Origin of the sequence: Pseudomonas arcuscaelestis, from assembly GCF_016881005.1 — a bacterium.
Classification (GTDB): domain Bacteria; phylum Pseudomonadota; class Gammaproteobacteria; order Pseudomonadales; family Pseudomonadaceae; genus Aquipseudomonas; species Aquipseudomonas arcuscaelestis.
In genome coordinates, this window is record NZ_JACOPV010000018.1 from 12,504 (window position 1) to 39,145 (window position 26,642).

Below are 26,642 nucleotides of genomic sequence, written 5' to 3' on the forward strand. Positions count from 1 at the left end.
GTTTGCGCGAAAACAAGGGGTTTTGTAGCATAAATAGTTTGCTGGCCCTGATGCGTTGTAACGCAGCCTGCTGGATAATCGCGCGCTATGTGGGCCTGCGTTCGTAGGTTCGTTCCACTCTGACTCGAGACTGCCGGAACCGTTTGGGGAATCATTGCGCCCTTTCGGAGTCCGAACAGTGCTCGCCAACTTGGCATATGTCGCTGGCCGTTGGTTTTTTGATCTGTTTTCGGCGAGGGTAGCTCGTGATTGTAAGTTCCTGTAATGCACCAAGAACCCCCGGCATCCGTTTGCGCAAGGCCTTGCTCGCCTGCGCGACGCTGGCAGGCCTGTTTGGCACTGGCCAGCTCTGGGCGTTCAACCTTGATGACGTTGCAACCAAGGCGAAGGATCTTGCCGGACAGAAGTACGAAGCGCCGAAGAGCAATCTGCCGGCGGTCTTCCGTGACATGAAGTACGGTGATTACCAGCAGATCCGTTTCCTCACGGAAAAAGCCGAGTGGGCCAAGGACAAAACACCGTTCAAATTGTCCTTCTACCATCAGGGCATGCATTTCGACACACCGGTGAAAATCAACGAAGTCACCGCCACTACCGTCGAAGAGATCAAATACGACCCGAGCCGTTTTGATTTCGGCAGTGTGAAATTCGATCCAAAGGCTACCGAAAACCTCGGTTATGCAGGTTTTCGCGTCCTGTACCCGATCAACAAGGCCGACAAGCAGGATGAAATCATGACCCTGCTTGGTGCCAGCTATTTCCGCGTGGTCGGCAAGGGCCATGTCTATGGTCTGTCCGCTCGTGGCCTGGCCATCGATACTGCATTGCCGTCCGGCGAAGAATTCCCGCGCTTTACCGAGTTCTGGATCGAAAAGCCCAAGCCTGCCGACAAGCACCTGGTTATCTACGCGTTGCTCGACTCGCCGCGTTCCACCGGTGCCTACAAGCTGACTCTGCGTCCAGGCAGCGACACTATTGTCGACGTCAAGTCCAAGGTGTTCCTGCGTGACCACGTCAGCCGCCTGGGTATCGCTCCGCTGACCAGCATGTTCTTGTTCGGCGGTAACCAGCCATCGAAAGTGCCTAACTATCGTCCGGCCCTGCATGACTCCGAAGGTCTGTCGATTCATGCTGGCAATGGTGAATGGCTGTGGCGTCCACTGAACAACCCGAAACACCTGGCAGTGAGCAATTTCAGCGTTGAGAACCCACGCGGATTCGGCCTGCTTCAGCGCCAGCGTGAGTTCAGCCAGTTCGAAGACCTCGATGACAACTACCAGAAGCGCCCAAGCGCCTGGATCGAACCGGTCGGTGACTGGGGCAAAGGTACTGTCGACCTGGTCGAAATTCCGACCGCCGATGAAACCAACGACAACATCGTTGCGTTCTGGAGCCCGGAAAAACTGCCGGAGCCAGGCACGCCGTTCGAGTACGCCTACCGTCTACACTGGACTATCGATGAGTCCGAGTTCCACTCGCCGAACCTGGGCTGGGTCAAGCAGACCCTGCGTTCCACCGGTGACGTCAAGCAATCCAACCTGATTCGCGAAGCGGATGGCAGCGTTGCATTTCTGGTCGACTTCGAAGGCCCGGTGCTTGCCAAACTGCCGGAAGACACCGCCGTGCGCAGCCAGGTCAGCATCGGCGACAACGCTGAGCTGGTCGAAAACAACCTGCGCTACAACCCGGAAATCAAAGGCTGGCGCCTGACCTTGCGGATGAAGGTCAAAGACCCGAGCAAGTCCGTGGAAATGCGTGCGGCGCTGCTGCGTGACGTCCCGGTCGAGCCTGCAAAACCTGCGAAACCGACTAAACAGGACAAGGCTGCGGCCAAGTCTGCCAAGGCCGAGAAGCCTGCCGAGCAACCAGCCGCCGATGCGGCATCCACCACCGGGGCACCGGCCACCACCGAACAGGTGTTGACCGAGACCTGGAGCTACCAGTTGCCTGCCGATGAGTAATTCTCAAGCACGGCCAGAATCGCTCAGCGAGTATCTGGCCCATTTACCAATGAGCGACGAGCAGCGGGCAGAACTTGCCAGCTGCTCGTCGTTCAGCGAACTGCATCAACGCTTGTCGGGCCAGCCGGCCTGCGGTGGAGCCGAAGCCGTGCAGGCTTCGGTGGGGGAGCGCCTGACCCTGACCAGCGCCCAGGAAATACACGACGCCGAGATGCTGGCGGTGGATGGCAGCGGTCGTATCTGCCTCAAGGCTACGCCGCCGATTCGCCGTACCCGGGTGATTCCCGAGCCATGGCGTACCAATATCCTGATTCGTGGCTGGCGGCGCCTGACCGGGCGCACCAATGCTCCCGCCCCAGTCAAGCGCGAGCTGCCCAAGGCGCGCTGGCGCTGGGTTGGCTCCCTGCGCCGCTATATTTTGCTGGCGCTGATGCTGGGCCAGACGATCGTTGCCGGCTGGTACATGAAAGGCATTCTGCCGTATCAGGGCTGGTCGTTTGTCGATCTCGATGAAATCACCCGTCAGCCGCTGTTGCAGACGGCCACTCAGGTCTGGCCGTACGCATTGCAGACCAGCATTCTGATTCTGTTCGGCATCCTGTTTTGCTGGGTGTCGGCGGGGTTCTGGACCGCGCTGATGGGCTTTCTCGAGCTGTTGACTGGTCGTGACAAGTACCGTATTTCCGGCAGCAGTGCCGGTAACGAGCCTATCGAAGCTGGCGCGCGTACCGCGATTGTCATGCCGATCTGCAACGAGGATGTGCCTCGGGTATTTGCTGGCCTGCGGGCGACTTTCGAGTCGGTCGCCGCTACCGGTGACCTGGATCGCTTCGACTTCTTCGTCCTCAGCGACACCAACGACCCTGACATAGCCGTTGCCGAGCAACAGGCATGGCTGGAGGTGTGCCGCGAGGCCAAGGGCTTCGGGCGGATCTTCTACCGTCGCCGTCGCCGTCGCGTCAAACGCAAAAGCGGCAACCTCGATGACTTTTGCCGGCGCTGGGGCAGCGACTACCGCTATATGGTGGTGCTCGACGCCGACAGCGTAATGAGTGGCGAATGTTTGACCAGCCTGGTTCGGCTGATGGAAGCCAACCCGGACGCCGGTATCATCCAGACCGCACCGAAAGCCTCGGGCATGGATACCCTCTATGCGCGCATGCAGCAGTTTGCAACCCGCGTATACGGCCCGCTGTTCACCGCTGGCCTGCACTTCTGGCAGTTGGGTGAGTCGCATTATTGGGGCCACAACGCGATCATCCGCATGAAGCCGTTCATTGAACACTGCGCCCTGGCGCCATTGCCAGGCAAGGGCGCTTTCGCCGGTGCGATCCTCTCCCACGACTTCGTTGAAGCGGCGCTGATGCGTCGGGCCGGTTGGGGCGTGTGGATTGCCTATGACCTGCCGGGCAGCTATGAAGAACTGCCGCCGAACCTGCTCGACGAGCTCAAGCGTGACCGGCGCTGGTGCCACGGCAACTTGATGAACTTCCGCCTGTTCCTGGTCAAGGGCATGCACCCGGTGCACCGTGCGGTGTTCCTCACGGGGGTGATGTCATACCTGTCGGCGCCGCTTTGGTTCTTCTTCCTGGTGCTGTCGACTGCGCTACTTGCGACCAACACGCTGATGGAGCCGCAATACTTCCTTGAGCCGCGCCAACTTTACCCGTTGTGGCCGCAGTGGCACCCCGAGAAGGCCATTGCGCTGTTCTCGACCACGATTGTGCTGCTGTTCCTGCCCAAGCTGCTGAGTATCGTTCTGATCTGGGCCAAGGGTGCCAAAGAGTTCGGCGGACGCTTCAAGGTGACGCTGTCGATGCTGCTAGAGATGCTGTTCTCCATGCTTCTTGCGCCCGTGCGGATGATTTTCCACACCCGTTTCGTACTCGCCGCATTCCTCGGCTGGGCTGCGACCTGGAATTCACCGCAGCGTGACGATGACTCCACCCCGTGGAGCGAAGCAGTGCGCCGCCATGGCCCGCAAACCCTGCTGGGTGTGGCCTGGGCCTTGCTGGTGGCTTGGTTGAACCCAAGCTTCTTGTGGTGGCTGGTGCCTATCGTCGGCTCACTGATGCTGTCGATTCCGGTTTCGGTCATTTCCAGTCGTGTGCACCTGGGCTTGAGAGCCAAGGACGAAAGCCTGTTCCTGATTCCCGAGGAATACGCCACACCCGCTGAACTGCTCGCCACCGATCAGTACACCCACGAAAACCGCTGGCATGCCATGCACGACGGTTTCGTCCGGGCGGTGGTCGATCCACAGCAGAATGCCCTGGCTTGCGCCCTGGCAACTGCGCGTCATGGTGTCGCGGCGCCGATCGAATCGTTGCGCGCCGAGCGTATCGGCAAAGCGCTGGACGTTGGCCCAAGTGGCCTGGACGGCAACACCCGTCTGGCCTTGCTTAGCGATCCAGTTGCCCTGGCGCGCTTGCATACCCGCATCTGGGACGAGAAAAACGAAGCCTGGCTGGGCGTCTGGCGTCAGTCGATCGCCAACGACCCGCACTCGCCATTGTTGCCGTTGCATCCGGAGCCTGTGGCGCAGCCATCCATGGCTAGCGCCTGATGTGTCGCGGGGTAGGCCCGCTCCCACAGATAACCGCTGTGGGAGTGGGCTTGCCTCGCGATAGCTTTCTGCCTTTTTCTGATACCATCCCTCCCGAATATCTCGCACCCGTCTGTAGGACGGTTAGCGCTAAAAATAAAATTCGAGCTTTCTTGCTGGGGGATCTGGTGATGTTTAAAAAATATCTGTCGATGCTACTGGTTGGCGTCACCGCGTTGGTGGCGGTCAATGCTGCCCAGGCAGCCGGCGCCATTGATGAAGCGGTCAAACGTGGCACTTTGCGCGCGGGCATGGACCCCACCTACATGCCATTTCAGATGACCAACAAGCGCGGCGAGATCGTCGGCTTCGAAGTTGATATCCTCAAGGCCATGGCCAAGTCCATGGGCGTCAAGCTGGAGATGGTGTCCACCTCCTACGACGGTATTATTCCGGCCCTGATGACCGATAAATTCGACATCATCAGCAGCGGCATGACCCTGACCCAGGAACGCAACCTGAAGCTTAACTTCAGCGAACCCTTCATCGTTGTCGGCCAGACCCTGCTGATTCGCAAGGAGCTGGCTGATAAGGTCAAGTCGTACAAAGACCTCAACAAGGAAGAATACCGCCTCACGTCCAAGCTGGGCACCACTGGCGAGATGGTCGCCAAGAAGTTGATCGGCAAAGCCAAATACCACGGTTACGACAACGAGCAGGAAGCCGTGATGGACGTCGTCAACGGCAAGGCTGACGCTTTCGTCTATGATGCGCCCTACAACGTAGTGGCCGTGAACAAGGCTGGCGCTGGCAAGCTGGTGTTCCTGGATAAGCCGTTCACCTTCGAACCCCTGGCCTTTGGCCTGAAGAAAGGCGACTACGACAGCCTGAACTTCATCAATAACTTCCTGCACCAGATCAAGCACGACGGTACCTACGATCGAATCCACGACAAGTGGTTCAAGGACACCGCCTGGCTCAAGGACATGGAATAAGGCCGAGGCCACAAGCCTGGTTTGAAACCCGACGCGCAGGCTGGTCCTGCGCGTTCGCTTTTACGGAAGTACCCTTAAGTGATCAAACACAAGAAAGCTCAGTGGCCCTGGCATGGGTTGACCGCGTTGGTCCTGATCGGGCTGGCGGCGAGCCTGTACTACGCAACGTCAGTGATTTCCTACGAATGGCGTTGGAACCGAGTGCCACAGTATTTCGCCTACCAGGCGGAAGTAGCCCAGCGTGCTGCCGAGAACGGCACCATTGAAGCCATTGTCACCAAGGGGGAAATGGCCACCGTTACCGTGCGCGATGAAAGTGGCGCCGAGCAGGTCTTCGACGTTGAGAAGGGCAGCGTGCAACTGTCCCGCGGCGATGATGTGGCGGAAGGTGACCTGATTGGCGTAACCCATCATTGGGCCGCAGGACCACTGGCCTGGGGCTTGTGGACCACGGTGTGGATTTCGGTCGCCTCGGGCGTGATGGGGCTGATAATCGGCTTGTTCGCCGGTCTTTGCAGGTTGTCGAATAACCCGACGCTTCGGGACTTGTCCACGGTCTATGTCGAGCTGGTCCGCGGCACACCGCTGCTGGTGCAGATCTTTATTTTCTACTTCTTTATCGGCACGGTACTCAACCTGTCGCGCGAATTCGCCGGGGTTGCAGCACTGGCGCTGTTTACCGGCGCCTACGTTGCCGAGATCGTCCGCGCCGGCGTGCAATCGATTGCCAAGGGGCAGGGCGAAGCGGCTCGCTCCCTGGGCTTGAGTGCAGGTCAGTCGATGCGTCACGTGGTATTGCCGCAAGCGTTCAAGCGCGTGCTGCCACCGCTGGCGGGGCAGTTCATCAGCCTGGTCAAGGACACCTCGCTAGTGTCGGTGATTGCCATTACCGAACTGACCAAGAGCGGGCGCGAAGCAATCACGACTTCGTTCTCGACCTTCGAGATCTGGTTCTGTGTTGCTGGCTTGTATCTGTTGATCAACCTGCCGCTGTCGCACATGGCCAGCCGGCTTGAGCGGAGGCTTGCGCAAAGTGATTGAAGTCCGTGATCTGGTAAAAGTCTTCGACACACGTGGCCAAGTGGTGCGTGCGGTCGACCACGTCAGCACCAATGTGGCCAAGGGCGAGGTGCTGGTTGTACTTGGCCCATCGGGCTCGGGTAAGTCGACCTTCCTGCGCTGCCTCAATGGCCTGGAGTCGTTTGACGAAGGCACCGTGGCCATCGATGGGCTGCAACTGGCTGACCCGAAGACCGACGTCAACGCCTACCGGCGCGAAGTCGGCATGGTGTTCCAGCACTTCAACCTGTTCCCGCACATGACGGTGCTGGAAAACCTGTGCCTGGCGCAAAAAGTGGTGCGCAAGCGTGGCAAGGCGGAGCGTGAGGCAAAAGCTCGAGCGTTGCTGGAGAAGGTGGGGATCAGTCAGAAAGCCAATGAATACCCCTCGCGCTTGTCGGGTGGTCAGCAGCAACGGGTAGCGATTGCCCGTGCGCTGGCGATGGAGCCCAAGGTGATGTTGTTCGATGAGCCAACCTCGGCGCTTGACCCTGAAATGGTCGGTGAGGTGCTGGATGTCATGAAGACGTTGGCGCTCGAAGGCATGACCATGGTCTGCGTTACCCACGAGATGGGCTTTGCCCGGGAAGTGGCGGATCGGGTGCTGTTCTTCGACCACGGCAAACTGCTGGAAGACTCGCCACCCGAGCAGTTCTTCACCGCCCCCAAAGACCTGCGCGCCCAGGCGTTCCTGCGCCAGGTGCTCTAGCCCGTCAGATTCTTCGCCGGCCAAGCTGCTCCTATCCCCGGTAGGAGCGGGCTTGGCCCGCGATCGGGCGCAAGGCGCTGGTGAACAAGCAACACATAGTCCAGCTGCGCTCCCGCAAGAACACTCGCTACAGGCTGAACCGTCCTACCAGCGTTTGAAGCTGACGCCCCAGCCGCGCCAGTTCAAGACTCGACGCCGCGGTCTCTTCGCTGGCAGCGCTGGTCTGGTCTGACACTTCCCTGACGTTTATCACGCTGCGGTTGATCTCTTCGGCTACCGCACTTTGCTCCTCACTGGCGGTGGCTATCTGCTGGTTCATCCCCTGAATGCTCGACACCGTCTGAGTAATCTGGCTTAGGGCGTCGCCGGCCTTGCGACTCAGCTCGACGCTATCGTGAGTCAGACTTTTGCTGCTGTCGAGCAGGCGGGTGACCTGATCAGTACCCTCATGCAGGCTGCCGATCAGTTGCTCGATTTCTTCGGTTGATTGCTGGGTTCGTTGGGCCAGTCCACGAACCTCGTCAGCGACCACGGCAAAGCCGCGGCCCGCTTCTCCGGCGCGCGCTGCCTCGATGGCAGCGTTCAAGGCCAGCAGGTTGGTCTGTTCGGATACCGATTTGATCACATCAAGTATGCTGCCGATCCGCTGACTTTCGCCCGCCAGCTGGTGCATGGCGCTGATCGAGTTATCCATCTGCTCAGCCAACTGCTCGATTTGCACTACCGCTTCACCTACCACTTGATCGCCCAACTGCGCTTGTTGATCCGCGACGGTCGCTGCCTGTGAGGCGTGCTCGGCATTGCGGGCTACTTCATGCACCGTCGCGCTCATCTGGTTCATGGCGGTGGCTACCTGATCGGTTTCGTCTCGTTGCTGCACGATCCTGACTTTGGTCTGCTCGCTTACTGCTGAAAGTTGTTCAACGGCGCTGGAAAGCTGGGTAATGCCCAGGTCGATGCCTCCTATCAGCTCGCGCAGGCTCAAGGTCATGGCATGCATGCTGTTTTGCAGTTGGCCCATTTCATCGCGCCGCTGCACTCTTTCGGCCAGGTGCAGGTCACCTTTGGCGATACGCTCAGCCAGTGCCAGGGTGTTTTTGAGCGGTGTAGTGATTTGCAGGGTAATCACCCAGGCCGCCAGGCACCCGATCAGCAGGGCCAGGGCGGCTTGGCTGATCAATGCCGTATGCGCCTGGGCAGCTTCGTTATCACGTTGTTCTATCTGCTTGTCACTCAGTTGACGGCTGGCATTGCGAAGCTCGATACCCAACTGCTCCAGAGTAACCTGCACGGTCTCCACTGCGATGGCGGCGCGGCGATATTGCTCCAGGTTATCTTGATACTGGCCAAGGGCCGAGCGAGTGCCAGCCAAAATCTCAGCTTGAACGCCATTTGCTTGTGCCAAGGGTGTCAGTTGGTCGAGCGTCTTGCCGGCAGCTTCGACGGCGACCTGACCGACACTGGAAAAGCCTTCCAGCGGGTCAAAGGTGTAGGCGGGTACCAGGCTTTGCTGATTGACCGCTTCGATGTGTCGGGAAAGCGTTTCGACCAGATTCAGTACCCGGTCCTGGGTGCTTTGCTGGTCTTCGCTACGCACTGTTTCCAGGACTTGGTCCTGCAGCCTGTCGATTAACTCGCCCAGGCGCTGTTCCGTGCCCTGCATGGCTTGTTGCCGATCCTGGCGAAGGGCAACCGCTTGCTGCAACTGCTCGAAACCTTGGGAGAAACGCTGCACGATCTGCAGTTTGCTGGCGATCATCTGCCGATTTTCAGCGCTTTCAAAGCGATTCTGCATCGCCGTGAGTAGCTCCTGTAATGACCGCAGCGACTGCTCGACCTGCGTCTTGCTCTGCAAGTCGTTAAGCACTCGAAAAGTGATACGTTCGGCCCGCAGGTCCTTGCCAATATCATTGAGTCGGGCAATTTCCACTAGCTTCTGCGAGCGATCGATGGCGTCCTCCATTGCGCGCCAGCCGCTGAATGTTATCAATAGTGTCAGTAGCAGTACCAAGGCGAAGGCCAGGGTCAGCTTCAGCCTGACGCTCATGTTGCCTAGCATCCGATTCACAGGTCCGAACATGGGGGTCTCCAGCAGTTGAGAAATGACAAGCGCCCGGACGTGGATCAGGGCACCGCACCTTGCTCATCGGCGGGGAATGGGAGGGCTAGACCTGCAAAACGTGTAGGAAAGTTCGACTCAGTAGCGAGGAAAAAAGGCCTGAGTTTGGGGGGGGAGTAGGAAGGTTGCCTAAGGGCAGACAGGAACGGTATCTGTCGATACTGAGCCTGTGCTGCCGCGAAGGGCAGCACAGGTTGTTTATCTTAGAGCTGGAATTTGCCAACCAAGCCTTGCAGGTGGGTGCCCAGACGCGCCAGTTCGACGCTGGAGGCTGCTGTTTCTTCGCTGGCGGCGGAGGTCTGGTCTGACACATCGCGCACGTTCATGACGCTGCGGTTGATCTCTTCAGCTACAGCACTCTGTTGCTCGGCTGCTGCGGCGATCTGCTGATTCATTGCCTGGATCGAGGATACGGTACGCGTGATGGTCTCCAATGAGGAACCGGCGCGCCGTGTCAGCTCGACACTGCTGTCGGTCAGGTTGCGGCTGGCATCCATGGTGCTCGCCACCTGCTGAGTGCCACTTTGCAAACCGGCGATCAGCGCTTCGATCTCTTCGGTCGACTGCTGGGTGCGTTGCGCCAGGCTGCGCACTTCATCGGCGACCACGGCGAAGCCGCGGCCGGCTTCGCCAGCACGGGCCGCTTCGATCGCCGCGTTGAGCGCCAGCAGGTTGGTCTGCTGGGCAACGGACTTGATCACATCCAGCACGCTGCCGATCTTGTCACTTTCGCTCTGGAGCTTGCCCATGGCATCGCTGGAGTGATTCATTTCGCTGGCCAGGCGTTCGATCTGGGCAATGGCTTCGGCGACCACCCGATCACCCTCACGGGCCTGCTGGTCGGCTACCAGCGCTGCCTCGGACGCTTCTTCGGCATTGCGCGCAACTTCCTGGACGGTGGCGGCCATTTCGTTCATGGCGGTAGCGACCTGGTCGGTCTCGACCTTTTGGTTGTTAACCCCGGCACTGGTCTGCTCGGTTACCGCAGACAGCTCTTCAGCGGCGCTGGCGATCTGGGTGACACCATCGCCAATACCACCGATCAACTCGCGCAGACTGACAGTCATGCGCTGCATGCTGCGTTGCAGTTGGCCAAGCTCGTCACTGCGCTCGACAATCAGATCCTGGCGCAGATCGCCGCTGGCGACGCGGTCGGCGGCGTTGAGGGTTTGGCGCAGAGGGAGGGTGATCTGCCGGGTGATAGCCCAGGCCGCCAGCACGCCAAGCAGCAGGGCCAGCACCGTGGCCAGGGTGAGCATTGACTTGGCGTGCTGCGATTCATTGTCGCGCAGTTGGGTCAAGGTAGTGGTCAATTGCAGGCTCTGATCGATCAGGATCTGACCTTGTAGCGACATTTGCTGGGTGGCCAGATCGAAGGCCGCTTGCGCGGTGCCAAACTCGATCACCGCCGCGCGATAGTTGCCCAGGGCACGAGCCGCCTGATTGAGGTTGCTGGTGTAGTTGGCGGGCAGCACATCGGCTAGGGTGGTGAGTTGCGAGATCGCCTGGTCGATGGCTTCGAGGGCAGATTGCTGGAACTCAGGCCTGCCACTGTAGGTGTAGCCGCGCACCTGGAAGCGGGCTTGCTGCAGCAGTTTGCTGGCCCCGACCACGCTATTGAACAGGTTCAGGTCGCTGCCCGTGAGCAGTTGCTGTTCAACCTGAGTGGTCAGGCCCGCAGCCTCGTCGGCGCTGCTGCCCAGTACGGCACGGCTGGCCTCACGCTGGCGGGTCGCTTTCTCGGAAGCATCCAGCCCGAGTCGGTACTGGCGAACGGCTTCTTTCTGCTGCTCGATACGCTGTTTGTTTTGCGTCAGAACAATGCGCTGCTCGACCTGTTGCAGTTGGCGGTCAAGGTTGGCCAGCGCATTGTTGAGGTTCTGCGCTGCGCTGTCATCGCCCTTGATCTGAAGGTTCTGCCGAGCTATGCGCAGTTCGAGGGTCGCCTGCAGGACCTGGGAGATGCTGCCAAGGGTATCGCCGCGCTGGGTGATACCGTTCAGGCCTTGCCAGCCTGTCAGGGTAATGCTCAAGGTCAGCAGCAGCACCAGGCCAAAGCCGATACCGAGCTTTCGATTGACGCTAACGTTACCCAGGTGCTGGGCTAACCAACGGTACATGGCAGGACTCCATTGCGATCGGCAGAGGCGATTGGTTGTTCTAGTGCCTATGCATCGGCGCCAGATCGCAAAACTGAAGTCAGAACAGACGAGCGAGCAGGGCAGTAACGGCCGTCTCTACCCGCAGGATGCGTTCGCCAAGCTGCACCGGGGAAAGCCCGGCCTTGCCCAGCAGGTCGATTTCGTAGGGAATCCATCCGCCCTCAGGACCAATGGCTAGCGTCACCGGTTGGTCTAGCCCGCGGGGGCAGGGAGGGAAAGGTCCTGGGTGGCCGACCAGGCCAAGTGTGCCTTGGGCAATGGCGGGCAGTCGGTCTTCGACAAACGGCTTGAAGCGCTTTTCGATGACCACTTCGGGCAGGATGGTGTCGCGGGTTTGCTCCAGGCCAAGGATCAGTTGTTCGCGGATGGCCTCGGGCTCGAGAAACGGCGTCTGCCAGAAGCTCTTTTCGACGCGGTAGCTGTTAACCAGAATCAGCTTTGGCACACCCATGGTGGCAACGTTCTGGAACACGCGGCGCAGCATCTTTGGGCGTGGCAGGGCCAGCACCAGGGTCAACGGAAGCTTGGCGGGTGGTTCACGCTCGAAGCTGACTGAAAGCTCGGCCTCGTGGCCTTCCAGGCGCTCCACTCGGGCTTCGCCCATCAGGCCGCCGATGCGTCCTACGCGCAGACTGTCACCTACCGCCACGCGATGGATTTCCTGCATGTGGGTAAAGCGCCGATCAGCCAGGACGACGCGATCGGCCGCAATAAAATCGGCTTCTTCGAGTAACAGCAGGTTCACGGCTGGGTCGCTGGTGGCTGGTCGTTATGATCGTCAGCGGCGTCATCGGGATGCTCGCTGCGCTTGCGGATCAAACCGCCGAACAGCACGCCGATTTCGAACAGCAGCCACATAGGCACGGCCAGCAGGGTCTGCGAGAAGATATCCGGTGGCGTGAGGATCATCCCGACCACGAAGCAGCCGATGATCACGTAGGGGCGAATTTTCTTCAGGTACTTCACATCAACCACGCCGATCCATACCAGCAGCACCACCGCTACCGGGATCTCGAAGGCCACGCCGAAGGCGAAGAACAGGGTCATTACGAAGTCTAGATAGCTGGCAATGTCGGTCATCATCGACACCCCTTCCGGGGTGGCGCTGGCGAAGAAACCGAAGATCAGCGGGAACACCAGGAAGTAGGCAAAGGCCATTCCGGCGTAGAACAGAATGATGCTGGAGATAAGCAGCGGGATTGCGATGCGCTTTTCGTGGCGGTACAAGCCCGGCGCAATAAACCCCCAGATTTGCTGGAGGATCAACGGAATGGCCAGGAACAGCGAGACGATCATTGTAAGCTTGAACGGCGTCAGGAACGGCGAGGCCACATCGGTGGCAATCATCGTCGCGTTGGCCGGCAGGTGCTCGCGTAGCGGGGCGGAGACCAGGGTGTAGATCTGCTGTGCGAAGGAAAACAGCCCGGCGAAGATCAGGAAGATGGCCGCGACGCAGCGCAGCAGACGTGTGCGCAGCTCGGTGAGGTGCGAAACCAGGGGCATTGGCTGGTCGTTTTCCGGAATATCGCTCATGGGGCTCGCGGTGGCTGTGTCGGTTCGGTAGTGACCGCGGCAGTCGGGGCGGCCTCGGTAGGCGCTGCAGCCGGCGTTGCGGCGACTTCGCTGCTGGCAACCGGCGTGGCCGGTTGCTCAGGCTTTACGCTTTGCGGGTTGAGGATCTTGCGCGCTTCCTGCTCCATGGAGAGGATGTGCTCGTTGTGCAACTGGCGACGGATATCGTCGGCACCGATCTCACGCTCAACTTCCTGTTTGATGGAATTGAAACTGCGTTTGAGGCGGCCGATCCACAGCCCCGCCGTGCGCGCGGCACCCGGCAAACGCTCAGGGCCGAGCACCAGCAGGGCCACAAGGCCTACGAGCAGCAGTTCGCTGAAGCTGATCCCGAACATTGATCAATCTTTCCTGATGGGCTCTTCGACCTTGTGCGCCTGGCCGTCGATAGTCTGCGGCTGGTTCAACGGTGAAGTGGCTTGCGGCTGGACAGGTTGTACTGGCGCTTGAGGCTGTTCTTCAGGCTTGGTCTCTTCTTCGTTCATGGCCTTCTTGAAGCCCTTGATCGACTCGCCCAGGTCACTGCCGAAGTTTTTCAGCTTTTTGGTACCGAACACCAGTACCACGACGACCAGCAGGACGATCCAGTGTTTCCAGTCAAAAATACCCATGGTGCAATCCCTCGAAATAATTCAGTTAGACCGACGGCTGTCGCGCTGCCTTCTCGGCGTGCCCGGACAGACCAAAACGACGGTCCAGCTCATCCAGCACTGCCTGCGGGTGTTGGCCCAGTTGAGCGAGCATCACCAGGCTATGAAACCACAGATCGGCAGTTTCGTAGATGACATCGCTGTAATCACCGCTATGGGCGGCGTCCTTGGCAGCGATGATGGTTTCGATCGACTCTTCGCCGAGCTTTTCCAGAATCTTGTTCAGGCCCTTATGGTAGAGGCTTGCCACGTAGGAGCTGTCCGGCTCTGCGCCTTTGCGCGCTTCCAGCACTTCGGCCAGGCGGGTCAGGGTGTCGCTCATGTCAGTGTCCTGCGTTGTAGATGGCATGGGGATCTTTCAGGACCGGATCGACGGTTTTCCACTCACCCTGCTCGTAGACACGGTAGAAGCAGCTCTCGCGACCGGTATGGCAGGCGATATGTCCCAATTGCTCGACCATCAGAATGATCACGTCGGCGTCGCAGTCCAGGCGCATTTCATGCAATTTTTGCACGTGGCCGGACTCTTCGCCCTTGCGCCACAGTTTGCCACGCGAGCGGGACCAGTAGATGGCCCGCTGCTCGGCGGCGGTCAGGGCAAGCGACTCGCGATTCATCCAGGCCATCATCAGCACGCGCCCGGTTTTGTGGTCCTGGGCGATAGCCGGTACCAAGCCATCGCTGTTCCAGTTGATCTCGTCCAGCCAGTCTTTCATGTACGACTCCAAAGCGAGAGGCCCGATCCTCTGCCGACCCCTTGCGCTAGTTTGCCAGTCGGCGGGCCTGCTGGCTATCGACGTACGATCAGGTAAAGGCCGGCGGCCAGCATCAACCAGGCAGGCCACGCAGCGGGGGCGCTGAGGCTGACGGCTCCGGCCGCCAAGGTCGCGCCACCGCCAAGTAGGCCGGCGCCGAGAAGGCGCAAGGCCCAGTGATCGCTTTTTTGCTGCCAGGGGGCTGGCGGATCGGACAGGTGCGGCTGGGACATGCGCTCAAGCAGGTCGCGGGTCATGCCGGCCAGGTGCGGGATCTGTTCGACCTGGCCGTGCAGGTTTTGCAGCAGCGTTTTGGGGCTGACGCGTTCGCGCATCCAGCGTTCCAGGAACGGTTGGGCGGTGCTCCACAAGTCCAGTTCGGGATAAAGCTGGCGACCCAGGCCCTCGATATTCAGCAGGGTTTTTTGCAGCAACACCAGCTGTGGCTGCACTTCCATATTGAAGCGCCGCGCGGTCTGGAACAGGCGCATGAGTACTTGGCCGAACGAAATATCTTTTAACGGTTTTTCGAAGATAGGCTCGCAGACCGTGCGGATCGCCGCTTCGAATTCGTTGAGCTTGGTGTGCGCCGGGACCCAGCCCGAATCGATGTGCAGTTGGGCCACGCGGCGGTAGTCCCGCTTGAAGAAGGCAAACAGGTTGCGCGCCAGGTAGTCCTGGTCCTCGGGTGTGAGGCTACCGACAATGCCGCAGTCGATGGCAATGTATTGCGGGCTCCACGGTTTGACGGTGCTGACAAAAATGTTGCCTGGATGCATGTCGGCGTGGAAGAAGCTGTCACGGAACACCTGGGTGAAGAAGATCTCGACGCCGCGTTCCGCGAGCATTTTCATGTCGGTGCGCTGGTCGGCCAGGGTCGCCAGGTCGGTGACCTGGATGCCGTAGATGCGCTCCATTACCAGCACCTTGGGGCGGCACCAGTCCCAGTAGACCTGGGGCACATACATCATCTCGGAACCTTCGAAGTTGCGCTTGAGCTGGCTGGCATTGGCCGCTTCGCGCAACAGGTCGAGTTCGTCGTAGATGGTTTTTTCGTAATCGTTGACCACTTCTACCGGGTGCAGCAGGCGGGCGTCGGCCGATACCCGCTCTGCGCCACGGGCGATCAGGAATAACCAGGCCAGGTCCTGGGCGATGATCGGCTTGAGGCCTGGACGCACCACCTTGACCACGACCTCTTCACCGCTCTTGAGCTTGGCCGCGTGAACTTGTGCCACCGAGGCTGAAGCCAGTGGCTCAACGTCGAAGCGGCTGAACACGTCGCTGATTTTAGCGCCGAGCTGCTCTTCGATCAGGGCCACGGCTTTTTGAGGATCGAAGGATGGAACGCGGTCTTGCAGCAGCATCAGCTCATCGGCGATGTCTTCCGGCAGCAGGTCGCGGCGGGTTGAAAGCAGTTGGCCGAACTTGATGAAAATCGGGCCCAGGTCCTGCAAGGCCAGGCGCAGTCGAGCGCCACGGCTGAGGTCGAGAGTTTTGCGCGGCAACCAGCGCCACGGCATGACGTGCCGCAGGGCCATCAGCCACCAAGGCAGCGGCAGTTCGAACAGCAGATCATCGAGACGGTAGCGGATGACCACGCTCTGGATGCGCAACAGACGGCGGACGGCAAGCAGCTTCATGCGTTATCGCTGGTAGGAAGGGATCGGGCAAGGCGCTCAATACGCGCCTCGAGGCGTTCGATGTCGACTTTTAGCGTGTCGAGTTCGCTGAAGCGGGCTTCGGCTTCGCGTTGGCCAACCAGTGTCCGCGCCTCTTCGGCGAGGTACTCGGAAAGATTCTGGTTGAGTGCAGCCAAGCCTTGGCGTGTCCAGTTGGCGCGGCTGCGCAAATGGCCACTGAGTAATTGGGTGGCCACCGGCCCGAGCCAGCGGGAGACTTCATACTCCCAGTCCAACTCCAGGTCCTGGAGAACGGCGACCAGGTCCAGCAGCACCGCACTATCACCTTCAAGCTCGACCTGTGGACTGTGCAGTATGGCGCTCTTGTCCTGGCTCAGGGCCAGGCGCACCAGGCTGCTGGCCGGCGCACGCAGGGTGCAGTCAGCTTCGTTGGCCCAGTGCGCGGCAAGCATCAGGCCTTCATCGCTGGGCAGAATGAACAGTTGTAGTGCCGGTTGGCGGCAGTCAATGGCAATCACCTTGCCATCGAGTGGGCGCAGGCGCGGCAATGCTGTGCTGTCCAGGCGCAAAACACGGTTAAGACCGTGTTCGACGCTGGCGAGAAGGCCGGCCAGGAGCATCAGGGCTTGATGCCGCGGTGCAGGGCGACGATGCCACTGGTCATGTTGTGGTAGGTCACCCGGTCGAAACCGGCATCGACCATCATCGCCTTGAGGGTTTCCTGGTCAGGGTGCATGCGGATCGATTCAGCCAGATAGCGGTAGCTTTCCGAGTCGTTGGTGATCAGCTTGCCGGCCAGTGGCATGAAGGCGAACGAGTAGGCATCGTAGACCTTGGACATCAGCTTGCTGGTCGGCTTGGAAAACTCCAGTACCAACAGGCGTCCACCCGGTTTGAGCACCCGCAGCATCGAGCGGATGGCATCTTCCTTGTGGGTGACGTTGCGCAGGCCGAAGGCGATGGTGACGCAGTCGAAATGATTGTCGGGGAACGGCAGCTTTTCAGCGTCGGCCTGGACAAATTCGATGTTGCCGGCGACACCACGGTCGAGCAGGCGGTCGCGACCGACCTTGAGCATCGACTCGTTGATGTCGGCCAGAACTACCTGGCCGGTTGGGCCGACCAGTTGCGAGAACTTGGCTGCCAGATCGCCAGTGCCGCCGGCGATATCCAGTACCCGGTTACCGGTGCGCACACCAGACAGCTCGATAGTGAAACGCTTCCACAGGCGGTGCATACCGCCGGAAAGCACATCGTTCATCAAGTCGTACTTGGCTGCTACCGAATGGAAAACCTCAGCGACTTTCTCCGCTTTCTGGCTTTCCGGCACGTTCTGGTAACCGAAATGAGTGGTGGGTTCGGCGTTGTCGCCTTTGCGCTGATCGTTCATATCGCTTCACCGGAAAAAATTACTGGCCATTCTAGGGCGTACGGTCGGATTTGTCTTGGCGGGGTGTGTCGCAGGTCGGGGCGCAGGCATAATAAAAGAATAGAAGTATGCCTCTGAACCCAGGATTGAATAAATGACTCAGATCAGCGTTGAGCGCAAACACAGCCTGGGCCGCGAAGCGGCTCGGGAGAAGGCCCAAGGCCTGGTCGACAAGCTGGCCCGCGAGTACGACCTCACTGCCCGCTGGAATGGCGACCGGGTCGAGGTCAAGCGCAGCGGTGCCAATGGCAGCGTGCAGATCGGTGAAGACACCATCAGGGTTGAGCTGAAGCTGGGCATGATGCTGTCGATGATGAGCAGTACCATCAAAAGCGAAATCGAGCGGGCTCTCGACAAAGCCCTCGCCTAGCGGCTCAAGGGGGAACTGCAAGTTGCAAGTGGTTGGCGGTGAATTTCGCAGATGCCAACCACATAGCAACCGCCGCCGCTCCTATTGCAGCTAAAACCTTGCCGCTCCCCCATTAGGGTGTGAATTCTAATTTTTCTCCCTACCTTGTGCTCAAGCCCAACTTCCATGGGCAGTTCCTCCATATCATTTCGAGCGTGAGGTGCAGAGCATGGCAAAAGTTATCTTGAAGAAAAAAGAAGACACCCAGAACTCATTGGGTGAGGTGCGCGGCTATGCCCGCAAGATCTGGCTGGCAGGCCTTGGGGCCTACGCCCGGGTCGGCCAGGAAGGCGCCGACTACTTGAAAGAACTGGTCAAGGCTGGCGAAACCGTCGAGAAGCGTGGCAAGAAGCGTATCGACCACGAGCTCGATGCAGCCAACACCCAGATCGATTCGGTCAAGGGTGAGATCACTAACGTGAAGGGTAAAGTCGAAGTCCAACTCGATAAAATCGAAAAGGCTTTCGACACACGGGTCGCCAGCGCCTTGAATCGCATCGGCATTCCGTCTAAACATGACGTGGAGGCACTCTCTGCCAAGCTCGATGAGCTGACGGCATTGCTTGAACGTGTCGCACGTAAACCATAAGGAGAGCGGGATGGCTGGCAAGAAGAATAGCGATAAAGAAAGCAGCTCCTGGGTCGGCGGGATCGAGAAGTACTCCCGCAAGATCTGGCTGGCTGGATTGGGTATCTACTCCAAGATCGACCAGGACGGCAACAAACTGTTCGAGTCGCTGGTCAAGGATGGTGAGAAGGCAGAGAAGCAGGCCAAGGGTTCCGTCGATGCCGCCAAGGCTTCGGCCAAGTCCGCCACCTCTCGTGTGGGTGATGTCAAAGACCGCGCCCTGGGCAAGTGGAGCGAACTTGAAGAGGCTTTCGACAAGCGTCTGAACAGCGCAATCTCACGCCTGGGTGTGCCCAGCCGCAACGAGGTCAAGGCGCTGCATCAGCAAGTCGATACCTTGACCAAGCAAATCGAAAAACTGACCGGTGCTTCGGTCAAGCCGGCTTCGAGCAAAGCGGCCGCGACCAAGGCCGCCGCCAAGCCATTGGCCAAGGCAGCACCGAAAGCGGCAGCTAAACCTGCAGCCAAGCCTGTTGCGAAAACCGCTGCGGCCAAGCCTGCTGCAAAAGCAGCCGCCAAGCCAGCAGCCGCCAAGCCTGCCGCGGCGAAAAAACCAGCGGTGAAAAAAGCGCCGGCCAAGCCAGCAGCAGCTAAGCCGGCAGCACCTGCAGCCAGCGCGGCTCCGGCATCAAGCGCGGCGCCAGTGGCAACTACAGCAGCAACCACGCCGGCACCTTCGGCAGCGGTAAGTCCTAACAGCCAATCCTGATAGGCTTGCACGCGGGGCAGGTCGAGTCGTCACACCGGTGGTGTAACGATTCGACCTGCCCCGCGTGCTTTCAGCCGTCCAGATACCGCAGGGCGATTTGCTCGGCTGCATGGCGGGAGCCGGTATCCAGGTGCGGCGCCACTAGCATCATCACCTGATAGACCACCACACCGACCTCACCCTCGCGCGCCAGCACCCGCTGGTAATCCAGGGAGAACAGCAGCGTCATGGTTATCTGCTCCACCAACTGCCCCAGCGCTCGAGTATCGCTAGTGACCTGCCCCTGAGCCTTGAGGCTGGCAAGCAGCGCTGCCAGGGTACGCTTGAGGGCATTGAGTAGGTTGCGCATACCGCGCGCAAGCTTTGGCAGGCGCCCGGTCAGGTTCGACAGGTCCTGAAACAAGAATCGGTACTGAGCCATGCGCTCGACGATCAGATGCAGGAACAGCCAGTAGTCCTCGGCGTCCAGGCGCACTTCAAGGGGCGGGTCCAGGAGCGGGGTCAGCTCATCCTCAAATCGCTCGAACAACCCCAGCACCAGGGGCTCCTTGCCGTGGAAGTGGTAATACAGGTTGCCTGGACTGATCCCCATTTCATTGGCGATTTCCAGGGTTGAGACATTCGGTTCGCCCTGCTGATTGAACAACTGCAGGGCACACTCGAGAATTCGGTCGCGGGTTTTCATCCGTTCTACTTGCTCAGCGCGCCTGCACGTACGTGCCGGGTGCGGGGTCCATGGGAGGGTAGTTCTGGTCGCCCAGCGTCATCAGCGTTTCGCGCTGGGTACCCGAGCGCGCCTGGATCCACTCCAGCCAATGCGGCCACCAGCTGCCGTCCACTTGCTTGGCATCGTAGTACCAGGCCCGCGGGTCGCTGCTCAGATGCGGGTTGTCGATGTAGTGCGCCTTGGGGTTGCCGGGCGGGTTGAGGATGCTCTGCACATGGCCGCTGTTGGCCAGAATGAAGCGTTTGTCGCCGCCCAACAGTAAGGCCGAGCGGTACACCGCATCCCACGGCGTTATGTGGTCGTTGCTTCCGGCCACACTGAAGCTGTCGACGTTGACCTTTTGCAGGTTGATGGGCGTGCCGCAAACTTCAAGGCCTGCGGGGTGAACCAGCGGGTTGTGCTTGAAGAAGTCCAGCAGGTCACCATGCAAGGCCGCGGGCAAACGGGTGTTGTCGTTGTTCCAGTAGAGAATGTCGAAGGCTGGAGGCGCCTTGCCCAGCAGGTAGTTGTTGACGAAGTAATTCCAGATCAAGTCGTTGGGACGCATCCAGGCGAAGACTCTGGATATTTCCCGACCATCGAGTACGCCCTGCTGATAGGAGCGGCGCTTGGCCGCTTCCAGGGTCTGCTCGTCGGCGAACAGGCTGGCGGGACTGTCGATCTCGCTGTCGAGCAGGCTGACCAGATAAGTGGCGCTGCTAACCCTGCGCATTTGACGTTTGGCCTGCAGGTGGCCTTGCAGGGCAGCGATGGTCAAACCTCCAGCGCAGGCGCCGAGCAAATTTACGTCGCGGCTGCCGGTGATGGTGCGGCAGGCATTCATGGCCTCTTCCAGCGCTTGGACATAACTCGACAGGCCCCATTCGCGATGACGGGCATCGGGGTTGCGCCAACTGACAATAAAGGTTTGCAGGCCGTTTTTGAGGGCGTACTGGACAAAGCTGTTGGTCGGGCTCAAATCGAAGATGTAGAACTTGTTGATCTGCGGCGGGACGATCAACAGCGGTCGAGCGTACTGTTTTTCGCTCATGGGCTTGTACTGGATCAGCTCCAGCAGCTCGTTGCGAAAAACCACCGCCCCCGGGGTGGTGGCCAGGTTGCGACCTACCTCGAACGCCTCTGTGTTGACCTGGCGCGGCAGCCCATCGTTGTGGCGCAGGTCGTCAACCAGATGGTTCAGGCCTCTGAGCAGGCTCAGGCCGCCCGAGTTGAACAGCTCCTTGACTGCTGCAGGATTGAGCAGCGAGTTGCTCGGTGACAATGCATCGTTTAGCTGCGCAAAAAGGAAGTGCGCACGGGCGCGATCATCGGCGTCCAGTTGGCTTTCGTCGATCCATTGCCGAGTCTGCTTCTGCCAGGCGAGGTAAGCCTGCAGGCCACGGCTATAAAAAGGATTGTGATTCCAGGCCGGATCCTTGAAGCGGTTGTCGCGTGGATTGGGCTGGTGCAGGGTGTCGCCGAGCAGAACCCGCCCCAACTGATTGCCCAAGGCGAGCATGTGCCTGGCGGTGTGCAGCGGATGGCGCAGGCTGTGGCGGCTGACATTGCGCAGGGTCGAGAACAGGTCGCGGCCACGCATGCCGGTGACCGCGTTCTGCACGTTCATGTACGAGGCGGGGACCGGTACTGACCCCTTCGCGGGTTTGTCTTTCATCAGGCAACACTCCGTCGTCAGGCCATCAACAAAACAGTTCAATGCAAGAGTGACACCAATCTCATACCGGACATTCGGGCGCAGGCGCGAGCCAGGGCCAGGATTCAACCGGGGGCGGGGCGAGGGTGCATGACGGCGCGTTGGCGCTCTTGCTGGAGAAATTTCATGATGATCGGGGCAACCGCTTCCGCCCGGGTGATCAGGAACAAATGACCGTCGTCGATTATGTGTAGCTGGGCATTGGGAATACGCCAGGCCAGCAGGCGCATATTGATCAGCGGAATCAACGGATCATCGTCGCCGGCGAGTACCAGGGTCGGTTGTCGGATTTTGTGCAACCAGTGAATGCTGGTCCAGCCGAGCCCGGCGAACAGTTGCCAGTAGTAGCCCAGCTTTCCCGAAGAGCGCACTTTCGCGGCATGGGCGGCGGCAAGATTGGGGTCCCGGCGAAAAGCCCCGCCATAGATCTGCGGAGCAATGCGAATGACGTGGGACGGTTGCACATAGCGCCGAGGACTAGCCATCAGCATGAGCACCTTGGGCTTGCCCGGTACCATGAACGCTCCGGCAGCGGTGGCCGCCAGTACGAGTTTTTTGCAGCGCTCGGGATAATCGTGGGCAAATTGCTGGGCCAGCGCGCCGCCCCAGGAAACACCGATGGCATTGACCTGGCCATAGTCCAGGTAATCGAGCATGCGCGCGGTCAATTTGGCCAGCGAGGGAAAGCGGTAGGGACGCTTGGGAGTGGATGAACCACCCACGCCGGGAACGTCAAAGGCAATCACCTCCAAGTCCGAGTCCAGTGCCTGGATAAAGGGGAAGACCAGCTCCAGGTTGGCGCCAATGCCATTGAAGATCAGCAGCGGCGTAAGGTGCGGCTTGCCGGGTCGAACCGCGGTGCGGATGGACTGGCCATCAATGTCGACGGTTCTGAAAATGTACGGTTGCGGCATGCGCGGAGCCCCGTGTTGGATAAAACACCGTGGCTCATCAGTGAACCACGGCGATTGCTGCAATCAACGCTCGTGTACGTAAGTGCCCGGTGCCGACTCGGCGGCGGCATAGGTTTTGTTGCCCAGGCGCGTGGGCGCCTTTTTCAGATCGCCGGCACGCGTGGTCAGCCAGCTCTGCCAGTGCAGCCACCAGGAGTCGGTATGCTTGGTTGCATTCTCCTGCCAGTGGTTGGCGTCCTGCGGCATTTCGCTACTGGTCATGAAGCGGGCCTTGGGATTGCCCGGTGGATTGAGGATGCTCTGGATGTGCCCGCTGTTGGACAGCACAAACTCGACATTGCCACCAAATAGCTGGGCCGAGCGGTAGCACGACTGCCACGGGGTAATGTGGTCGGTGGTGCCGGCCAGGCTATAGATATCGGTGGTGACGTTTTTCAGGTTGATCGGTGTTCCGCACACTTCCAGTGCATCGGCACGGGTCAGTGGATTACTTTTGAACATTTCGATCAGGTCGCCGTGGAAGGCAGCCGGCAGGCGGGTGGTGTCGTTGTTCCAGAACAGAATGTCGAACACCGGCGGCTCATTGCCCAGCAGGTAGTTGTTCACCCAGTAGTTCCAGATCAGATCGTTAGGCCGCATCCAGGCGAACACTTTGGCCATGTCGCTGCCTTCGAGCACGCCCGCTTGATAGGACTGGCGTTTGGCGGACTCAAGGGTCTGCTCGTCGACGAACAATGCAACCTGGGTGTCGAGGGTGGTGTCGAGCACGCTCACCAGCAGGGTAAGCGCGTTGACCTTTTTTTCGCCCAAAGCCGCATAGTGGCCTAGCAGTGCGGTGCAAGTGATACCGCCTGAACAAGCCCCGAGCATGTTTACATCTTTGCTGCCAGTGATCGCCAGGACCGCGTCGACGGCTTCCTTGAGGGCATCGATGTAGGTCGACAGACCCCATTCACGCTGGGCCTTGGTCGGGTTGCGCCAACTGATAATGAACGTCTGCATGCTGGAGCGCAGGCAAAAGCGCGCCAAGCTCTTTTCCGGACTAAGGTCGAAGACATAGAACTTGTTGATCTGCGGCGGCACCACCAGCAGTGGCCGGGCGTGCACCTGTTCGGTGATTGGCTGGTACTGGATCAGCTCCAGAACGTCGTTGCGAAACACCACTGAACCTTCGCTGTTGCCCAGGCTCTTGCCGACCTCGAAAGCTTCCATGTTCACCTGGCTGGGCATGCCGCCGTTGTGAACCATGTCCTTGGCCAGGTTCGAAAGACCGTCAAGCAGACTTTTGCCGCCGGTCTCGAAGAAGCGTTTGACTGCCGCCGGGTTGGCAGCGGTGTTGCTGGGTGCCATGGCCTCGGTCATCAGGTTGATGACAAAATGACCGCGACTGATGTCCTGGTCCGACAGGTTGCTGGTGTCGATCCAGTCGTGCAGTTCCTTACGCCAGGCAAGGTAGGTTTGCAGGTAGCGGCGATACAGTGGGTTTTGGCTCCAGGCTGGATCATTGAAGCGACGGTCGTCGCTTTCCGGTCGCAGTGCCGATTTGCCGAAAATCACATTTTTCAGTTCCAGGCCGAAATGCGCCACATGCTTGGCGCTATGTAGCGGCTGGCGAATGGCCTGGCCCAGCACCATTCGAGCAGATGTGAGCAAATCCTTTCGACGCAAGCCAATCACAGGGTTCAGGCCCAGTGTGTTCTCCGAGGCTTGGCGCTGCAGGTCATCGTTGTTCTTGTTACTCATCTACGACGCTCCGTTGTCCTGAGACGAGTACCGGCCTGCTGTGGGCGTTACACAGGCGTGTGTCCGGTACTGCTGCTCGGGTGACCAGTGATAACGAACTGCGGTCCTGCGGCCGGATGCAAACGACGATGAGCCATGCGGGTTATTTCTGCTTGAGAAGACTGCCTGCTTTCGCTCGCGACCTCTACATACCGGCCAGACCCTGCTGCAAAGCGATGCAGGGAACTTGCCAGATCCATTGGTTACCCGACTTTCGAGTGATGCGCAAGACGGCCATTCCTTGACCGTTGAGCAGGCATTCAAGCAAATAGAATTAGAAAATGCGCTCTAAACACTGTAATGCCCGAGTTAGAGCATCAGCTTTACGACGGACTCGGAAGGGTCGCGCGATTTCCCGGCTTTTTCCAGCTCACCGAGATAGTCCTCCCACAGTTCCTGCTGACGCAGACACAACTGTTCCAGGTATTCCCAGGTAAACAGACCACTGTCGTGGCCGTCGTCGAAGGTCAGTTTCAACGCGTACTGGCCGGCAGGTTCGAGACTGCTGAGACCGACGTTGATCTTGCCGTACTGGAGGATAGGATTGCCGTGGCCCTGGACCTCGGCGGAAGGAGAGTGCACGCGCAAGAATTCGGCGGGCAGGTGATACACCTCGTTTGGCCCATACGTCAGCGTCAGGGTTTTCGAGGCTTTGTGCAGGTTGATGGCGGTGGGCATTCTGGACATGGTTAAAGACTCTTGGGCTATGCGCTGCAAGCTACAAGCTGCAAGACACCGATGTCCAGCTTGCAGCTTGCAGCTCGCAACTTGTAGCTTGCCGCTGCGTTACAGGATGTAGCGCGACAGGTCTTCGTTCTGTGCCAGTTCACCGAGGTGGCTGTTGACGTATTCGGCGTCAATACGGATCGGTGCTTCGCTGTGGGCGCTGGCCAGATCACCGGCGCTGAACGATACCTCTTCGAGCAGGCGCTCGAGCAGGGTGTGCAGGCGACGGGCACCGATGTTCTCGGTCTTCTCGTTAACCTGCCAGGCGATTTCAGCCAGGCGCTTGATGCCTTCGGGCGCGAACTCGATGTTCAGGCCTTCGGTTTTCAGCAACTCGCGATATTGCTCGGTCAGAGAGGCATGCGGTTCGCTGAGAATGCGCTCGAAGTCTTCCGGGCTCAGGGCCTTGAGTTCGACGCGGATCGGCAGGCGGCCTTGCAGCTCAGGCACCAGATCGCTCGGCTTGCTCAGGTGGAAGGCACCGGAGGCGATGAACAGGATATGGTCGGTCTTGACCATGCCCAGCTTGGTATTCACCGTGCAGCCTTCGATCAGTGGCAGCAGGTCGCGCTGTACACCTTCGCGGGAGACATCGGCGCCGCCGACGTTACCGCGCTTGGCCACTTTGTCGATTTCGTCGATGAACACGATGCCGTGCTGCTCGACCGCTTCCAGCGCCTTTGCCTTGAGTTCGTCTTCATTGACCAGGCGACCGGCTTCTTCGTCGCGTACCAGCTTGAGCGCTTCCTTGACCTTGAGCTTGCGGCTCTTGCGCTTACCCTTGCCCATGTTGGCAAACAGGTTTTGCAGCTGGTTGGTCATCTCTTCCATGCCCGGTGGCGCGGAAATATCGACGCCCATGGCTTCGGCCACTTCGATCTCGATTTCCTTGTCATCCAACTGACCTTCGCGCAGGCGCTTGCGGAACAGCTGGCGGGTGTTGGAGTCCTGGCTGGTGGCCTGGTCTTCGTTGAAGCCGGTGCGTGCCGGTGGCAGCAGGGCGTCGAGAATGCGCTCTTCGGCAGCGTCTTCGGCACGGTGGCCAACGCGGATGATTTCCTGCTCGCGCAGCATCTTGATCGCGGCGTCGGCCAGATCACGGATGATCGATTCGACGTCACGGCCGACATAGCCGACTTCGGTGAATTTGGTCGCTTCGACCTTGATGAACGGTGCATTGGCCAGCTTGGCCAGGCGTCGGGCGATTTCGGTCTTGCCGACGCCAGTCGGGCCGATCATCAGGATGTTCTTCGGTGTTACTTCCACACGCAGCTCGGCAGGGAGCTGCATGCGCCGCCAGCGGTTACGCAGGGCAATGGCGACGGCGCGCTTGGCGTCGTCCTGGCCAATGATGTGGCGGTTGAGTTCGTGGACGATCTCGCGGGGGGTCATGGACATAGTATTGATGGTCCTGGGGCTCGATAAATCAGCGTGGAAAAGCCCGGCCACCGGGGC

At 59.6% G+C, this 26,642-nt stretch carries 25 protein-coding genes and 2 pseudogenes; 8 read left to right on the plus strand and 19 right to left on the minus strand.

Features of this window, described 5'->3' with window-relative positions:
• The first annotated feature begins 245 nt into the window (after positions 1-245).
• The 5 genes from H8F21_RS24350 to H8F21_RS24370 all read left to right on the plus strand — a co-directional run bounded on the left by H8F21_RS24350 (position 246) and on the right by H8F21_RS24370 (position 7,269).
• On the plus strand, positions 246-1,961 hold the full coding sequence (locus H8F21_RS24350) for a glucan biosynthesis protein G (RefSeq protein WP_328824536.1): 1,716 nt from the start codon (positions 246-248) through the stop codon (positions 1,959-1,961).
• Positions 1,954-4,527 (plus strand): glucans biosynthesis glucosyltransferase MdoH, encoded by a 2,574-nt coding sequence (mdoH, locus tag H8F21_RS24355; RefSeq protein WP_203482120.1) that lies wholly within the window; start codon positions 1,954-1,956, stop codon positions 4,525-4,527. Before H8F21_RS24350 ends, mdoH begins: the two co-directional genes overlap by 8 nt.
• Positions 4,528-4,697: 170 nt before the next feature.
• Positions 4,698-5,501 (plus strand): transporter substrate-binding domain-containing protein, encoded by an 804-nt coding sequence (locus H8F21_RS24360; protein ID WP_203482118.1) that lies wholly within the window; start codon positions 4,698-4,700, stop codon positions 5,499-5,501.
• Positions 5,502-5,579: 78 nt separating this feature from the next.
• Entirely contained in the window at positions 5,580-6,542 is a 963-nt protein-coding gene (locus H8F21_RS24365; protein ID WP_203482116.1) for an amino acid ABC transporter permease, read from the plus strand.
• Positions 6,535-7,269 carry an amino acid ABC transporter ATP-binding protein gene (locus tag H8F21_RS24370; protein WP_136478524.1) on the plus strand — a complete coding sequence of 245 codons (735 nt, stop codon included), beginning with the start codon at positions 6,535-6,537 and terminating at the stop codon, positions 7,267-7,269. Before H8F21_RS24365 ends, H8F21_RS24370 begins: the two co-directional genes overlap by 8 nt.
• 127 nt (positions 7,270-7,396) lie before the next feature.
• Here the strand turns inward: H8F21_RS24370 and H8F21_RS30135 are convergent, their stop codons facing one another.
• From H8F21_RS30135 to ubiE, 13 genes and pseudogenes are all read right to left on the minus strand, one after another.
• Entirely contained in the window at positions 7,397-8,269 is an 873-nt protein-coding gene (locus tag H8F21_RS30135; RefSeq protein ID WP_408004464.1) for a methyl-accepting chemotaxis protein, read from the minus strand.
• A pseudogene (locus H8F21_RS30140) lies at positions 8,252-9,349 on the minus strand (methyl-accepting chemotaxis protein); the annotation flags it as partial. The gene H8F21_RS30135 and the pseudogene H8F21_RS30140, both read right to left, overlap by 18 nt.
• Positions 9,350-9,591: 242 nt before the next feature.
• Positions 9,592-10,464, minus strand: coding sequence for a methyl-accepting chemotaxis protein (locus H8F21_RS30145; protein WP_408005544.1), 873 nt, complete (start codon positions 10,462-10,464; stop codon positions 9,592-9,594).
• Positions 10,447-11,508 (minus strand): annotated as a pseudogene (locus H8F21_RS30150) (methyl-accepting chemotaxis protein); the annotation flags it as partial. The pseudogene H8F21_RS30150 and the gene H8F21_RS30145, both read right to left, overlap by 18 nt.
• Before the next feature lie 79 nt (positions 11,509-11,587).
• Positions 11,588-12,295: a 16S rRNA (uracil(1498)-N(3))-methyltransferase gene (locus H8F21_RS24385; RefSeq protein ID WP_203482104.1), complete on the minus strand. Its 708-nt coding sequence runs from the start codon at positions 12,293-12,295 to the stop codon at positions 11,588-11,590.
• A complete protein-coding gene (gene tatC / locus H8F21_RS24390; protein ID WP_203482103.1) occupies positions 12,292-13,083 on the minus strand; it encodes a twin-arginine translocase subunit TatC in 792 nt (263 codons plus the stop codon). Before tatC ends, H8F21_RS24385 begins: the two co-directional genes overlap by 4 nt.
• Positions 13,080-13,460, minus strand: a complete 381-nt coding sequence (gene tatB / locus H8F21_RS24395) for a Sec-independent protein translocase protein TatB (RefSeq protein ID WP_203482102.1) — start codon at positions 13,458-13,460, stop codon at positions 13,080-13,082. The genes tatC and tatB overlap by 4 nt, the downstream gene beginning before the upstream one ends.
• Positions 13,461-13,463: 3 nt before the next feature.
• The gene (locus H8F21_RS24400) at positions 13,464-13,733 is read right to left on the minus strand and encodes a twin-arginine translocase TatA/TatE family subunit (protein ID WP_203482101.1); all 270 of its coding nucleotides are present in this window, start codon (positions 13,731-13,733) and stop codon (positions 13,464-13,466) included.
• A 25-nt stretch (positions 13,734-13,758) separates the two neighbouring features.
• Positions 13,759-14,094: a phosphoribosyl-ATP diphosphatase gene (locus tag H8F21_RS24405; protein ID WP_136478517.1), complete on the minus strand. Its 336-nt coding sequence runs from the start codon at positions 14,092-14,094 to the stop codon at positions 13,759-13,761.
• A gap of 1 nt (position 14,095) precedes the next feature.
• Positions 14,096-14,488: a phosphoribosyl-AMP cyclohydrolase gene (hisI, locus tag H8F21_RS24410; RefSeq protein WP_203482100.1), complete on the minus strand. Its 393-nt coding sequence runs from the start codon at positions 14,486-14,488 to the stop codon at positions 14,096-14,098.
• A gap of 74 nt (positions 14,489-14,562) precedes the next feature.
• A complete protein-coding gene (ubiB, locus tag H8F21_RS24415) occupies positions 14,563-16,170 on the minus strand; it encodes a ubiquinone biosynthesis regulatory protein kinase UbiB (RefSeq protein WP_136478515.1) in 1,608 nt (535 codons plus the stop codon).
• The gene (locus H8F21_RS24420) at positions 16,167-16,790 is read right to left on the minus strand and encodes a ubiquinone biosynthesis accessory factor UbiJ (protein ID WP_203482099.1); all 624 of its coding nucleotides are present in this window, start codon (positions 16,788-16,790) and stop codon (positions 16,167-16,169) included. The genes ubiB and H8F21_RS24420 overlap by 4 nt, the downstream gene beginning before the upstream one ends.
• On the minus strand, positions 16,790-17,560 hold the full coding sequence (gene ubiE / locus H8F21_RS24425) for a bifunctional demethylmenaquinone methyltransferase/2-methoxy-6-polyprenyl-1,4-benzoquinol methylase UbiE (protein ID WP_203482098.1): 771 nt from the start codon (positions 17,558-17,560) through the stop codon (positions 16,790-16,792). Before ubiE ends, H8F21_RS24420 begins: the two co-directional genes overlap by 1 nt.
• Positions 17,561-17,693: 133 nt before the next feature.
• On the opposite strand from ubiE, the gene H8F21_RS24430 reads away from it, so the two are divergent.
• The 3 genes from H8F21_RS24430 (at position 17,694) to H8F21_RS24440 (ending at position 19,345) form a co-directional block, all read left to right on the plus strand.
• Positions 17,694-17,969: a polyhydroxyalkanoic acid system family protein gene (locus tag H8F21_RS24430; protein WP_136478512.1), complete on the plus strand. Its 276-nt coding sequence runs from the start codon at positions 17,694-17,696 to the stop codon at positions 17,967-17,969.
• A gap of 208 nt (positions 17,970-18,177) precedes the next feature.
• The gene (locus H8F21_RS24435; protein ID WP_203482097.1) at positions 18,178-18,597 is read left to right on the plus strand and encodes a phasin family protein; all 420 of its coding nucleotides are present in this window, start codon (positions 18,178-18,180) and stop codon (positions 18,595-18,597) included.
• 10 nt (positions 18,598-18,607) lie between these two features.
• Entirely contained in the window at positions 18,608-19,345 is a 738-nt protein-coding gene (locus H8F21_RS24440; protein ID WP_203482095.1) for a phasin family protein, read from the plus strand.
• 70 nt (positions 19,346-19,415) lie between these two features.
• Here the strand turns inward: H8F21_RS24440 and H8F21_RS24445 are convergent, their stop codons facing one another.
• From H8F21_RS24445 to hslU, 6 genes are all read right to left on the minus strand, one after another.
• On the minus strand, positions 19,416-20,030 hold the full coding sequence (locus H8F21_RS24445; RefSeq protein ID WP_203482093.1) for a TetR/AcrR family transcriptional regulator: 615 nt from the start codon (positions 20,028-20,030) through the stop codon (positions 19,416-19,418).
• A gap of 13 nt (positions 20,031-20,043) precedes the next feature.
• Positions 20,044-21,726 (minus strand): class II poly(R)-hydroxyalkanoic acid synthase, encoded by a 1,683-nt coding sequence (phaC, locus tag H8F21_RS24450; RefSeq protein ID WP_203585522.1) that lies wholly within the window; start codon positions 21,724-21,726, stop codon positions 20,044-20,046.
• Between the two features lie 104 nt (positions 21,727-21,830).
• Positions 21,831-22,679, minus strand: coding sequence for a poly(3-hydroxyalkanoate) depolymerase (gene phaZ, locus H8F21_RS24455; protein ID WP_203482089.1), 849 nt, complete (start codon positions 22,677-22,679; stop codon positions 21,831-21,833).
• 63 nt (positions 22,680-22,742) lie between these two features.
• Positions 22,743-24,422 carry a class II poly(R)-hydroxyalkanoic acid synthase gene (phaC, locus tag H8F21_RS24460; protein ID WP_203482088.1) on the minus strand — a complete coding sequence of 560 codons (1,680 nt, stop codon included), beginning with the start codon at positions 24,420-24,422 and terminating at the stop codon, positions 22,743-22,745.
• A 348-nt stretch (positions 24,423-24,770) separates the two neighbouring features.
• A complete protein-coding gene (locus H8F21_RS24465) occupies positions 24,771-25,148 on the minus strand; it encodes a gamma-butyrobetaine hydroxylase family protein (RefSeq protein WP_136478505.1) in 378 nt (125 codons plus the stop codon).
• Positions 25,149-25,247: 99 nt separating this feature from the next.
• Complete coding sequence (hslU, locus tag H8F21_RS24470; protein WP_203482086.1) at positions 25,248-26,585, minus strand: ATP-dependent protease ATPase subunit HslU; 1,338 nt, start codon at positions 26,583-26,585, stop codon at positions 25,248-25,250.
• Between the last annotated feature and the right edge of the window lie 57 nt (positions 26,586-26,642).